The following is a 12,517-nucleotide window of genomic DNA, read 5'->3' on the forward strand; positions in this document are numbered from 1 at the left end:
GGGCAGCGCTCAGACCGGGCTATCTCCGGACACGTCTTCGGGCACGTCCGCCGGCACATCGTCAGCCTGATCGTCAGTGCCGGCTGAAGCCTCGCCCTCGGCCGCCGCCAGCGCGGCATCGCGCTCCGCACGTGTGGCCGGGCCCTTGACCCGCTTCTTGCGATCGGCCGCCTTGGCCAGGCGGGCCGCTTCGCGCTCGGCCGCCACGGCCGACCAGGCCAGGAATTCTTCCGGCGTTTCCAGCGAGATCGCGCCCAGCACCTTCTGGCGGAACTCGTACATCAGCACCTCGGCCGCCTTCTGTAGATTGACTCGGCCGCCGCTCAGCATGGCGCCGCGCTTGCGGCCGATTTCGGTCAGCAGTTCTTCGTCGTTCAGCCCGGCGACCTCGCCGAGCTTGTAGCGCGCCTTCAGCATGTCCAGATAGGCCGGGTGGCGACGCAGATAGTCGAGCAGCTCCAGCGCCACCTCGGCTTCGTCAAAAGCATTGCGGCCGATGGCGCCGCTGGCGGCCAGGTTGTAGCCACTCTCTTCGATGGCGATCTTCGGCCAGAGCATGCCGGGGGTGTCGAAGAGGTAGAAGTCCTCGGCCAGCACGATTTTTTGTTCGATCTTGGTGATGCCGGGCTCGTCGCCGGTCTTGGCGCTGCGCTTGGAGACCAGCGTGTTGATCAGGGTGGACTTGCCGACATTGGGAATGCCGCAGATCAGCACCCGCACCGGCTTGACCATGCCGCCGCGCAGGGGGGCCAGTTCGCGGCAGGCCTTGATTAAAGCCTGGGCAGGCGCCTTGTTGCCGGCGTCCAGGCCAATGGCGCGGGTATCTGGCAGGCTGTTGTAGTGGGCCAGCCAGAGCGCGGTGCGCGCTGGGTCGGCCAGGTCTTGTTTGTTGAGCAGCTTGAGTGTGGGCTTGCCGGCGGTCAGCTGGGCCAACAGGGGGTTGGCGCTGGAGCCGGGCAGGCGTGCATCCAGCAACTCGATCACGACATCGAGCCCCGCCTTCATGCGATCGTTGATCGCATTGCGGGTGGAATTCATGTGCCCGGGGAACCAGTTGATGGCCATGCTTGTCTTGTGCTCGCGATCGTGAAGGGCTTGCGCCGAAGCGGCTATTGTCGCCCGCCAGTTCTCTTTGCTGGCTCTGGGTGCCGCCGGGCCGCGCGTAAGCGGCGTTCGGCAGCGCACCGACGCCCGCGCCGCCGCCGCCAAGACTCGGCCTGCTTGCGGCAGATCTCAGGCCGCGCTCACCTCAGCTCTGGAGCACTGCCATGAAGACTTCGACCCCAACCGAATTCGCGCCGGGCCGCGCCTCGGAAGTCCGGCGCGCCCTCAAGCCTTTGCCGCCCAAAGGCCGCAATCTGGCGCAGCAGCAAGCCGACTTCACTGCCGAGGGCTCTCCACCGCCGACGCGGAGGGTGGCGCCGGTTTCACCGCAGCCAGCCATTCCTGCGCCACCAACGCCAACGCGGTCTTGAGGCTGCCAGCGTGTCGGCGAGGCCTCAGGGTGATGGTGGCTCCGCCTCGGCTGCGCTGAGCTCGCGCAGGCATGCCAGGCACAGGCAGCTGCTGTACTGCGCCGCCAGGCGCTCGCGCAGGGCCGGGCTCAAGCGCAGCTCGAAGCAATCGCAGTGCGCGTCCTGCGCGCCGCAGTGGAAACCGCCACCGCAGCGCGGGCAACAGTCGTCGAGCTGGGGCACTTGTGCCGACGCGGTGGCGGCGTTCATGCGAACAGCCCGGCATGCTGCTGGCGCAGCAGATTCTTTTGCACCTTGCCCATGGCATTGCGCGGCAGCTCGGCCGCCAGCAGGATCTGCTTGGGGACCTTGAAGCCGGCGATGCGGGCCTTGAGTGCGGCCGTGAGGGTCGCAGGTTCCAGGTTCGCTCCGGCCTTGGCGATCAGCACGGCCACCACGGCTTCGCCGAAGTCGGGGTGGGGCACGCCGATCACCGCCGACTCGGCCACGCCGGGCAGTTCGTTGAGAAAGCCCTCGATCTCGGCCGGGTAGACATTGAAGCCGCCACTGATGACCAGGTCCTTGCTGCGGCCGACGATGCTGACATAACCGCGCTCATCCACGCGCCCGACATCGCCGGTCTTGAACCAGCCGTCGGCGGTGAACTCCTCGCGTGTCTTCTCGGGCATGCGCCAGTAGCCGCCGAAGACATTGGGGCCGCGCACCTCGATCTGACCGATCTCGCCCGTGCCGCAATCGGCCCCTTCGGCCGTGCGTATGCGCAGGCCGACACCGGGCAGGGCCGGGCCGACCGTGCCGCCGATGCGCGGGCCATCGGCCGCGCGGCAGGGGTTGGAGGTGAGCATCAGGGTCTCGCTCATGCCGTAGCGCTCCAGGATGGTGTGGCCGCTGCGCGTCTGCCAATCGCGGAAGGTCTCGATCAGCAGCGGCGCCGAGCCACTGATGAAGAGGCGCATGGAGGCACAGGCCGTGCGGTCCAGGCCGGCTTCGGCCAGCAGGCGCACATAGAGCGTGGGCACGCCCATGAAGACCGTGGCCTCGGGCAGGCGGCGCAGCACGGCGCGCGGCTCGAACTTGCTGAACCAGAGCATGGTGCTGCCATTGAGCAGCGCGCCATGCGAGGCGACGAAGAGGCCATGGACATGGAAGATGGGCAGGGCGTGGATCAGCACATCGCCGGGCTGCCAGTCCCATAGCTCTTTCAGGGTCAGCGCATTGCTGAGCAGATTGCCGTGGCTGAGCATGGCGCCCTTGCTGCGCCCGGTGGTGCCGCTGGTGTAGAGGATGGCCGCCAGGTCCTCGCTGCGGCGCGCGGCAGGCGGGTGCTGGTCGGACATGGCGGCCGCGCGGTCCAGCAAGCTGCCGCTGCGGTCTTCGTTGAGGGTGAAGACGTTTTGCACGCCAGCCATGAAGGCCAGCTTGCTGGCCCAGCCGAAGTTCTTGCCGGCGCAGACCAGCACGGCGGGCTCGGCGTCCTTGATGAAGTAGTCCAGCTCAGCGGCCTGATAGGCCGGGTTCAGCGGTAGGTAGACGAAGCCGGCGCGCAGCACGGCCAGGTAGAGCATCAGCGCCTCGACGCTTTTCTCGCAGTGGGCGGCGATGCGGCTGCCCTCAGGCAGGTCCAGGCTCAGCAGCAGGTTCGCCAGCATGGCGGTGCCGCGCTCCAGGTCGCGCCAGCGGTAGCGCAGGCCCTCGCCATCGGCACATTCGATGGCGACGCGGTCCAGGTCGGCGGGGAAAGCGGCGCGCAAGGCGCAAAAGAGATTGGCGGAAGCACTCATGCCGGGATTGTCGACCAGGGTCAGTGCTTGCCAAGGCGCATGTTCTCGCGCCCAAATGGCGACAGGTGAAAATTACCCGAAACGCAGGTGCGGTGCGATTTTCAGCTGCTCAAGCCCGGCAGCACCAGCCAGCGACCCAGACGCATGCGCAAAGCGCTGAAATCCAGAGGCTTGGTCAGATGCTCGTCCATGCCGGCGGCCAGGCTGGCTGCGATGTCGCTTTCCAGGGCGTGGGCTGTCAGTGCCAGGATGGGAAAGTGCGGCAAGCTGCCGTTTGACTGCAGCAGGCGCAGGCGGCGTGTGCATTCCAGGCCGTCCATGCCCGGCATCTGGATGTCCATCAGCACCAGGTCCGGCGTGGCCTGATGGCAGGCGCTCAGGGCTTCTTGGCCATTGCTGGCGAGCAAGGCTTCAACGCCCATCAGGGCCAGGAATTCCAGGGCCACGACCTGGTTGATGTGGTTGTCCTCGACCAGCAAGACCAGGGGGCGCCGGCTCTGCTCGGCCGGCTCGGAGCCGGATGGTGCCGCAGCCAGGCCCGGGGCTCGCGGCGGGCCCGGTTCCTGCGCGACCAAGCGCAACCAGTTGGCCCGGATGGCGCGCTCGAAACCCTGTGTGTTCATTTCCCGACCTCAACACTCTGCAAACATCAGCACTGCTGGGCCGACGGTGACCTTTGCCGATCACTCAGAGCCCTCCCTCGCGCAATCTCGTACTTGTGCGCCTGCGCTCGCCAATCCCCGGGAAATTTCCGACTCCAAACGGTTCCTTGTGCGCTGGGCGACATTGTTGCTTGTGCGCAAGGCCAACGCAACGCGCGGGGCTCCCAGTCGCCCTGGGGTTTCCCCGGGGTGCGCATTCGGGGGGCTTGACCTGCGCCGGCAAAGTCGGATCGCCCCCGGGCGAGAGACCTGCTGACAGCATTGGGCAGGCGCGCTCCCTAGAATGCCTGCTCCCAGCGCAGCAGCAGGCACTCTCCATGTCCGAAGGCACCATCCGCATCCGCGGCGCCCGTCAACACAATCTCAAGAACATCGACCTGGATCTGCACACGGGCGAGTTGACCGTCGTGACCGGCCCCAGTGGCTCGGGCAAGTCCAGCCTGGTGTTCGACACCCTGTACGCCGAAGGCCAGCGACGCTATGTCGAGACCTTCTCGGCCTATGCCCGCCAGTTCCTGGACCGCATGGACCGCCCGGCGGTGGACAAGGTCGAAGGTGTGCCGCCGGCGATTGCCATCGACCAGACCAATCCGGTGCGCACCAGCCGCTCCACGGTCGGCACCATGACCGAGCTGAACGACCACCTCAAGCTCTTGTTTGCCCGCTCGGCCCAGCTTTTCGACAAGAAGACCGCCCAGGCGGTGCGCCACGACACGGCGCAGACGATTTATCTGGAGCTGTTGGAGCGCACCAAGGAGCAAGACCCACGCATCGTGCTGACCTTTCCGGTCGAGTTGCCGGCCACGACCAGCAGCGAGGAAGTGACGCAGTGGCTCTCGGCCAGTGGTTTCACGCGCGTGCAAGCCGAGCGCGAAGTCGCCACGCCGACCGGGCCACGCAAGCTGCTGGACGTGGTGGCCGACCGTTTCCGTTTGCAGGGCACCGACAAGCAACGGGCGATGGAGGCGATCGAGCTCTGTCTGAAGCGCGGCAGTGGCCGATTGAATGTTTACGTTCTCCCCGCTGACGAGGGTGACGCCGTCCTGTGGCGTTACTCCACCGGCCTGCATTGCCCCGACAGCGATCTGCGCTACCAGGAGCCACAGCCGCCGCTGTTCTCCTTCAACTCCGCCATGGGCGCTTGCGAGACCTGCCGCGGCTTCGGTCGCGTCATCGGCGTGGACCTGGGCCTGGTGATCCCGGATGAGAAGAAGACGCTGCGCAATGGCGCGATCAAGACGCTCTCCACCCCGGCCTGGAAAGACAGCCAGGACGACCTGCTCAAGTACGCCGGCGACGCCGGCATTCCGCGCGACACGCCCTGGAGCCAGCTCTCGCAGGCGCAGCGCGACTGGGTGATCCACGGCTCGCCGAACTGGACCGGCAACTGGAACAAGCAGTGGTACGGGGTCATGCGCTTCTTCGAGTACCTGGAGAGCAAGGCCTACAAGATGCACATCCGGGTGCTGCTGTCCAAGTACCGCAGCTACACCACCTGCGGCACCTGCGATGGCGCCCGGCTCAAGACCGAGGCCCTGCTCTGGCGGGTTGGCTCCAAGGAATTGGCCGACTCATTGCTACCGCCTGCTCAGCGCCTGATGCCCAAGGGCGTGGATTGGAATCGCGCCCAGCTGGAAGCCCTGCCGGGCCTGGCCCTGCATGATTTGATGCAGCTGCCCATTCACCGCCTGCGCAGCTTTCTCGACCAGCTGCAGCTGCCCAGCAGCCTGCTCGACGATGCGCTGAAGCTACTGCTGGAGGAGATCCGTAACCGCCTCAAATACCTCTGCGATGTCGGCATCGGCTACCTCACGCTGGACCGCCAGAGCCGCACGCTCAGCGGCGGCGAGGTGCAGCGCATCAACCTGACCACGGCCTTGGGCACCTCGCTGGTGAACACCCTCTTCGTGCTGGATGAGCCCAGCATCGGCCTGCATCCGCGCGATATGAACCGCATCGTCCAGGCCATGCACCGCCTGCGCGATGCCGGCAACACCTTGGTGGTGGTCGAGCATGACCCGGCCGTGATGCTGGCGGCCGACCGCCTGATTGATATGGGCCCCGGCCCGGGCGAGAAGGGCGGGCAGATCGTGTTTGATGGCACGCCGGACGCCATCCGCGCGGCCGATACCCTGACCGGCGCCTACCTCGGCTCGCGCAAATTCGTCGGCATGGGCCTGAAGCGCCCGGTCGAAGCCAGCACGCCCAAGCTGATTCTCGAGGGCGTGCGTGAGCACAATCTGCGCAACGTCAGCGTCGAGTTCCCGCTGCAGCGCATGGTGGTGGTGACCGGCGTGTCGGGCTCGGGCAAGAGCACGCTGATGCAGGATGTGCTGTACCCGGCCCTGGCCCGCCATTTCGGCCAGGCCACCGAGACGCCGGGCCAACACGATCGCCTGCTCGGCGCCGACTGGCTGTCCGATGCCGTCTTTGTGGACCAATCGCCGATCGGAAAGACCGCGCGCTCCAACCCGGCTTCTTACGTCGGTGCTTTCGATGAGCTGCGCAAGCTCTTTGCCGCCACGCCGCTGGCGGCCGAGCGCAGCTACACGGCCGGCATGTTCAGCTTCAATGCCGGCGACGGCCGCTGCCCGACCTGCGGCGGCTCGGGCTTTGAGCATGTGGAGATGCAGTTCCTGTCCGACGTGTACCTGCGCTGCCCGGACTGTGACGGCCGCCGCTACCGCGCCGAGATGCTCGATGTGAAGCTGCAAAGAGCCGAGCGCGAGATGAGCGTCGCGGACGTGCTTGAATTGACAGTCAGCGAAGCGGTGCGCCTGTTCAAGGACGACCGCGAGGTGCTGGCCAAGCTGCAGCCCATCATCGATGTGGGCCTGGAGTATGTGAAGCTGGGTCAGCCCGTGCCCACGCTCTCGGGTGGCGAGGCACAGCGGCTCAAGCTGGCCGGCTTCCTGGCCGAGGCTGCAGCGAAGCCCCGCCAGGCCGTGGCCAAGAAGGGCACGCTCTTCATGTTCGACGAGCCCACCACCGGCCTGCACTTCGACGACATCGCCAAGCTGATGCGCGCGCTGCGCAAGCTGCTGGCCATCGGCCATTCGCTGATCCTGATCGAGCACAACCTTGATGTGATCCGCGCGGCCGACTGGCTGATCGACCTGGGCCCCGAGGGTGGGGAAGACGGCGGTGAGCTGGTTTGCGTGGGCACACCGGAAGAGGTCAAGGAACACCCCACTTCGCATACCGCCCTGGCCTTGCGCGAGTACTCGGCGCAGATGGACCGCCCGGCCATGAAGGTGGAAGAGGGCCGGCCGCTGCAAAGCCTGATCCGCGCGCGCCGCCAGTCGGCCAACCTGGACAACAACATCCAGATCGTCAACGCCAAGGAACACAACCTCAAGTCGGTCAACGTCAACATCCCGCGCGGCAAGTTCAATGTGATCACCGGCGTCTCGGGCTCGGGCAAATCGACCCTGGCTTTTGACATCCTGTTCAACGAGGGCCAGCGGCGCTATCTCGAATCGCTCAATGCCTACGCGCGCTCCATCGTGCAACCGGCCGGCCGGCCCGAGGTCGATGCCGTCTGGGGCATTCCGCCCACGGTGGCCATCGAGCAGCGCCTGAGCCGCGGCGGCCGCAAGAGCACGGTGGCCACCACCACCGAGGTCTGGCATTTCCTGCGCCTGCTCTATGTGAAGCTGGGCGTGCAGCACTGCGTGCACGACGGCACGCCGGTGCGGCCGCAAAGCGTCGAGTCCATCGCCGCGCAGCTGCTGCGCGATCACAAGGGCCAGCATGTGGGCCTGCTGGCCCCCCTGGTGGTCAACCGCAAGGGCCTCTACACCGACCTGGCCAAATGGGCCAAGGGCCGCGGCTACACCCATCTGCGCGTGGACGGCGAGTTCACGCCCACCGCGCCCTGGCCGCGCTTGGATCGCTTCAAGGAGCACACGCTGGAGCTGCCGGTCGGCGACCTCATCATCAGCGTGGACAAGGAGGCCGAGCTGCGCGAGCTGCTGGCCAAGGCGCTGGATTTCGGCAAGGGCGTGCTGCATCTGCTGACCCCGCTGGACGGCCTGCACGAAGCCATCGCTTCCGGCCGCTCGACCGTCGGTCTCGGCACCGTCAAGGTCTTCAGCACCAAGCGCGCCTGCCCGACCTGTGGCACGAGTTATGGCGAGCTCGATCCCCGCATGTTCAGCTACAACAGCAAGCATGGCTGGTGCAACAGCTGCGTGGGGACAGGTCTTGCCCTGACGCGCGAACAGCGCAAGGCGCTGGACGACTCGGTCGTCGACGACAAGGGCGGCCGCGAACAGAGCTTTGCCGGCCAGGAGGTGGACATTGAAGGCCTGGCCGACCAGCCCTGTGGCGATTGCCATGGCACTCGCCTGAACCCTTCGGCGCGCGCCGTGACCTTTGAGTCGCAAGCCATCAGCACGGTCGCGTCCTGGAGCGTCAAGCAGGCGCGTGCCTGGGTCGACAGCCTGGAGTTACTCGGCCGCGACGCCGAGATCGCCCGCGATGTGGTCAGCGAAATCCAGGGCCGCCTGGAGTTCCTGGAAGAAGTGGGCCTGGGCTATCTGACCTTGGACCGCGCGGCTCCCACGCTCTCGGGCGGCGAGGCGCAACGCATCCGCCTGGCGGCGCAGTTAGGCTCGAACCTGCAAGGCGTTTGCTATGTGCTGGACGAGCCCACCATCGGCCTGCATCCGCGCGACAACCAGATCCTGCTCAAGGCCCTGGGCCGGCTCAGCGATCTGGGCAATACCTTGGTGGTCGTGGAGCACGACGAGGACACCATCCGCCGCGCGGACCACATCATCGACATCGGCCCCGGCGCCGGCAAACGCGGCGGCCATGTGGTGGCCCAAGGCACGGCGGCTGATCTGGCCCTGCAGGCCGATTCGGTCACCGGCCGCTTCCTGGCGCATCCGCTGATCCACCCGCTGCAAGCGCGGCGCGAGATGCTGGACGAGGCACCGCGCCTGCGCGTGCTCGATGCCACCCTGCACAACCTGCAGAAGGTGAACATCGATGTGCCCCTGCATCGCCTGGTGGCGGTGACCGGTGTGTCGGGCTCGGGCAAGTCCACCTTGGCGCGCGATGTGCTGCTGGCCAATATGGCCGTCGCCGTGCCGCTGCGCAAGGCGCCGGCCCACTGGATCGGTTGCGCCGGCATCGAGGGCCACGAGAAAGTGGACCGCGTGCTGGAAGTCGACCAAACACCCATCGGCAAAACCCCGCGCAGCTGCCCGGCCACCTACATCGGTTTCTGGGACGCCATCCGCAAGCTCTTTGCCGAGACGTTGGAGAGCAAGGCGCGTGGCTATGCGCCGAACCGCTTCAGCTTCAACACCGGCGAGGGCCGCTGCCCCGGCTGCGAAGGCCAGGGCATGCGCACCATCGAGATGAGCTTTCTGCCCGATGTGAAGGTGCTCTGCGACCAATGCCATGGCCAGCGCTTCAACCCGGAGACTTTGGGCGTCAGCTGGCGGGGCAAGAGCATCGGCGATGTGCTGGCCATGGAGGTGGACGAGGCGGTCGAGTTCTTCGCTGCCATGCCGGCCATCGGCCACCCGCTCAAGCTTTTGCAGGATGTGGGCCTCGGTTATCTGACCTTGGGCCAGCCCTCACCGACGCTGTCGGGCGGCGAGGCGCAGCGCATCAAGCTGGTGTCCGAGCTGGTCAAGGTGCGTGACGAGGTGGGCCGCCGCGGCCAGAAGGCACCACACACGCTCTATGTGCTGGACGAGCCCACCGTGGGCCTGCACATGGCCGACGTCGAGCGCCTGATCCGCGTGCTGCACCGCCTGGTGGCCGGCGGCCACTCGGTGGTGGTCATCGAGCACGATTTGGACGTGATCGCCGAAGCCGACTGGGTCATCGACCTGGGCCCGGACGGCGGCACAGCCGGTGGCGAGGTGGTGGTGGCCGGCACGCCGGAGCAGGTGGTGGCCAAGGGCTCGCACACGGGCGAGGCCTTGCGGCCGGTCTTGAGCCGGAGCCCGGCCTGATGCTTGCGCAGCGGCAAGGCTCGAGGGGTCGAGCGAATGCCGCTGCGCTTTTGTTCCTGATGGCGACTTTGGCCATGCCGGCGCCCCGGGCGCAGGCGCAGTCCATATCGCCTTCGCAGCCCTTCGCCTTCGCTGGCCTGAGCCTGGAAACCACACGGAACCAGCTCCGGCAGCTCTACCCGCAGGACTACGACAGCGGCAACACCCTCGATGTCGCCCCCGAGCGGGTGCAGGACCATATCCATCAGATCGAGATCGCCACACCGGACGGCAGCGGGCGCGGGCGCTTGTTGCTGAGCTTCGAGCGTCGGGCGCTGGTGTCGGCCGATGGCCGAGTGCTGCGGGCCGCTGGCTATCCACGCTGTGCTGAGATCGAGAAGCGGCTGAAAGCGCTGTTCGGCGCGCCGACACGCAGCGATGAGTTCATCGAAGGCGATACCGATGGCTATATGAACCGCGTCCTCGTCTGGGAGCGCCGCCTGCCGCAACTCGCGCCGGATCAACAGATGGAGCGGCTGAACCTGCAGTGCGGGCGCAGCAAGGGCGAGCGGCGATTCTGGGCTTTCTCGGTGGGCGTGGCGCGGAGTGCGCGCTGACCGGGGCTGAGCTGCTTTCGTTTGGCGCGGGGCTACGGGGTGATATGTCACGCCCTCGTCACAGCCCCCGACTAGCCTGCCGGGTCGACTCGTGATTTATTCACTCTCCGGGGCTCTGCACACCATGATGAACATTCTCTCCCTGCGTGCCGTTTCGGCCGCCGTCTTGCTGGCTTCGGCCGGCGTGGCCGCGCAAGCCGCGCCTTCCTTCGTCAACGGTCTGGCCCTGGACGGCGCCGCCCTGGATCTGTCCGGCGGCAGCAGCGTCAACAACGGCCGCCTCGGCTATTTCTCCGACATCTACTACGACACGAACCGCAATGAATGGTGGGGCCTGTCGGACCGCGGCCCGGGCGGCGGCACGCTCAGCTACGACACCCGCGTCCAGCGCTTCACCCTGGACATCAACCAGAACACCGGTGCGATCAGTAATTTCAAGATCGCCGAGACGGTGATCTTCAAGAGCGGCAGCCAGGGCCTCAATGGCCTGGCGCCCAACCCCAAGAGCCAGCTGGGTCTGGCCTTTGACCCGGAAGGCGTGGTCATCAATCCGCGCACCGGCACCTTCCTGGTGTCCGATGAGTACGGCCCGTCGGTGCGCGAGTTCAATCGCAGCGGCGAACTGATCCGCACCTTCAACACGCCCGCCAATCTGGTGCCGCGCAATGCCGCCTCTGGCCTGGCCAACTATGCCGACGACAGCGGCAACACCGCCGGCAAGCGCACCAACCGTGGTTTCGAAGGCCTGGCCATCAGCCCGGACGGTAAGTACGCCTATGCCATGCTGCAGAGCGCCATGCTGGACGAAGGCGCAGGCAATGGCTCGGTCAACCGCATCGTCAAGTTCGACATCAGCACGGGTGAGGCCGTGGCCCAGTATGCGTATCAGATGAAGCGCAGCGGCCAGGGCCAGGGCATCTCCGCCCTGGTGGCCATCAACGACCATGAGTTCTATGTGCTGGAGCGCAACAACCGCGGCGTCGGCGTCGGCGCCGAGTTCGCCACCGCCGACAAAGAGGTCTACCGCATCGACCTGAGCGGCGCCACCGATGTTTCTGGGCTCAACCTCAGCACCGGCAGCTACACCAAGGTCAGCAAGTCGGGCCAGATTCTCGATCTGGACGCCAACACCTTGGCCGAGCTGGGTGGCAAGTCGCCCGAGAAGTGGGAGGGCCTGGCCATCGGCCCCAAGCTGGCCAATGGCAAGTACCTGATCCTGGCGGGCACCGACAACGACTACAGCGTGACCCAGAACTCCAGCGGCGAGCAGTTCGACGTCTACTTCCGTTTCACGGATGCCAATCCTTATGCGAGCTCGATCCAGTGCCCGCTGGGCACGGTGATCGGCTGCACCGGCGCGGCCAACAGCGTGCCGCAGGACGGCAGCTACCGCCTGCTGCCGGGCGTGCTGCATGCCTACACCATCAGTGATACCGAGCTGGGCGGCTACACCGCCCCGGTGCCCGAGCCCGGCAGCTGGGCGCTGATGGCCGGCGGCCTGCTGGCTCTGGGCGGCCTGGCCCGGCAGCGCCGCAAGACAGATGTACCGAGCTGAGTAGGGAGCGAGGCCTGAAGGGCGAACGGGCTCTGGACATGCAGTCCAGAGCCCGTTCGCCTGTTCAGGGGGGCGTCCGCTGCGGCGCGGTGCCGGCCTCAGTGCAGATCGCGTCGCTTCTTGGGATCGAACTGCTTGGGTCGGTAGACGTTGCCGTCCCGGTCGACCTCGTCGCGGGCCTTGGCGCGGCGGATCAGCTCGGCCGCTTCCGCCGCGGCTTGCTTGCTGTGCTGGCGGTGGCTGCGCCAGTGGCGCAGCTGGGAAGCCAGTTCGCGCAGGCGCGCCCAAGCGCGGCGCAGGGCGGCGTCCACCTGGCGCTGGCGCGCGGCCGGCAGGGCCATGCGCAGGGCCAGCAAGAGGCAGGTCAGGAGACCGAGGGCGGCAAAGACGTTGGCGATCATGATTCCTGGAGTTTCGCGCAAGAGCCGCAGCGCGAACATGCGAATTGCAAGTCTTTCTAGAATGCGCGCTGC

Annotated in this window: 8 protein-coding genes; 3 read left to right on the forward strand and 5 right to left on the reverse strand. The window is 66.8% G+C overall.

The genetic code is table 11. The features are described 5' to 3' along the window. Positions 1-9 precede the first annotated feature (9 nt). The 4 genes from ylqF to ACQY39_RS07455 form a co-directional block, all read right to left on the reverse strand. Positions 10-1,065, reverse strand: a complete 1,056-nt coding sequence (gene ylqF / locus ACQY39_RS07440; protein ID WP_428504883.1) for a ribosome biogenesis GTPase YlqF — start codon at positions 1,063-1,065, stop codon at positions 10-12. Between the two features lie 434 nt (positions 1,066-1,499). Continuing rightward, on the reverse strand, positions 1,500-1,724 hold the full coding sequence (locus tag ACQY39_RS07445; protein WP_428504885.1) for a cysteine-rich CWC family protein: 225 nt from the start codon (positions 1,722-1,724) through the stop codon (positions 1,500-1,502). Further along, positions 1,721-3,256 carry a malonate--CoA ligase gene (locus tag ACQY39_RS07450; protein ID WP_428504887.1) on the reverse strand — a complete coding sequence of 512 codons (1,536 nt, stop codon included), beginning with the start codon at positions 3,254-3,256 and terminating at the stop codon, positions 1,721-1,723. The genes ACQY39_RS07445 and ACQY39_RS07450 overlap by 4 nt, the downstream gene beginning before the upstream one ends. A 101-nt stretch (positions 3,257-3,357) precedes the next feature. Then, positions 3,358-3,879 (reverse strand): response regulator, encoded by a 522-nt coding sequence (locus ACQY39_RS07455; protein WP_428504889.1) that lies wholly within the window; start codon positions 3,877-3,879, stop codon positions 3,358-3,360. A gap of 356 nt (positions 3,880-4,235) precedes the next feature. On the opposite strand from ACQY39_RS07455, the gene uvrA reads away from it, so the two are divergent. The 3 genes from uvrA (at position 4,236) to ACQY39_RS07470 (ending at position 12,044) form a co-directional block, all read left to right on the forward strand. After that, complete coding sequence (gene uvrA / locus ACQY39_RS07460; RefSeq protein ID WP_428504891.1) at positions 4,236-9,893, forward strand: excinuclease ABC subunit UvrA; 5,658 nt, start codon at positions 4,236-4,238, stop codon at positions 9,891-9,893. Positions 9,894-9,952: 59 nt separating this feature from the next. Further along, complete coding sequence (locus ACQY39_RS07465; RefSeq protein WP_428504893.1) at positions 9,953-10,489, forward strand: hypothetical protein; 537 nt, start codon at positions 9,953-9,955, stop codon at positions 10,487-10,489. 124 nt (positions 10,490-10,613) lie between these two features. Then, positions 10,614-12,044, forward strand: coding sequence for an esterase-like activity of phytase family protein (locus ACQY39_RS07470; RefSeq protein ID WP_428504895.1), 1,431 nt, complete (start codon positions 10,614-10,616; stop codon positions 12,042-12,044). 98 nt (positions 12,045-12,142) lie between these two features. Here ACQY39_RS07470 and ACQY39_RS07475 read toward each other — a convergent pair whose 3' ends face one another. After that, positions 12,143-12,445, reverse strand: coding sequence for a hypothetical protein (locus ACQY39_RS07475; protein ID WP_428504897.1), 303 nt, complete (start codon positions 12,443-12,445; stop codon positions 12,143-12,145). Positions 12,446-12,517: the final 72 nt, after the last annotated feature.

It is taken from the genome of Roseateles sp. (genome assembly GCF_965262435.1).
Taxonomy (GTDB): Bacteria; Pseudomonadota; Gammaproteobacteria; order Burkholderiales; family Burkholderiaceae_C; genus Paucibacter_A.

Bases quoted from the DNA above. Each gene is read 5' to 3' on its own strand.
- ylqF (WP_428504883.1), bottom strand. From the start codon at position 1,065: ATGGCCATCAACTGGTTCCCCGGGCACATGAATTCCACCCGCAATGCG.
- ACQY39_RS07445 (WP_428504885.1), bottom strand. From the start codon at position 1,724: ATGAACGCCGCCACCGCGTCGGCACAAGTGCCCCAGCTCGACGACTGT.
- ACQY39_RS07450 (WP_428504887.1), bottom strand. From the start codon at position 3,256: ATGAGTGCTTCCGCCAATCTCTTTTGCGCCTTGCGCGCCGCTTTCCCC.
- ACQY39_RS07455 (WP_428504889.1), bottom strand. From the start codon at position 3,879: ATGAACACACAGGGTTTCGAGCGCGCCATCCGGGCCAACTGGTTGCGC.
- uvrA (WP_428504891.1), top strand. From the start codon at position 4,236: ATGTCCGAAGGCACCATCCGCATCCGCGGCGCCCGTCAACACAATCTC.
- ACQY39_RS07465 (WP_428504893.1), top strand. From the start codon at position 9,953: ATGGCGACTTTGGCCATGCCGGCGCCCCGGGCGCAGGCGCAGTCCATA.
- ACQY39_RS07470 (WP_428504895.1), top strand. From the start codon at position 10,614: ATGATGAACATTCTCTCCCTGCGTGCCGTTTCGGCCGCCGTCTTGCTG.
- ACQY39_RS07475 (WP_428504897.1), bottom strand. From the start codon at position 12,445: ATGATCGCCAACGTCTTTGCCGCCCTCGGTCTCCTGACCTGCCTCTTG.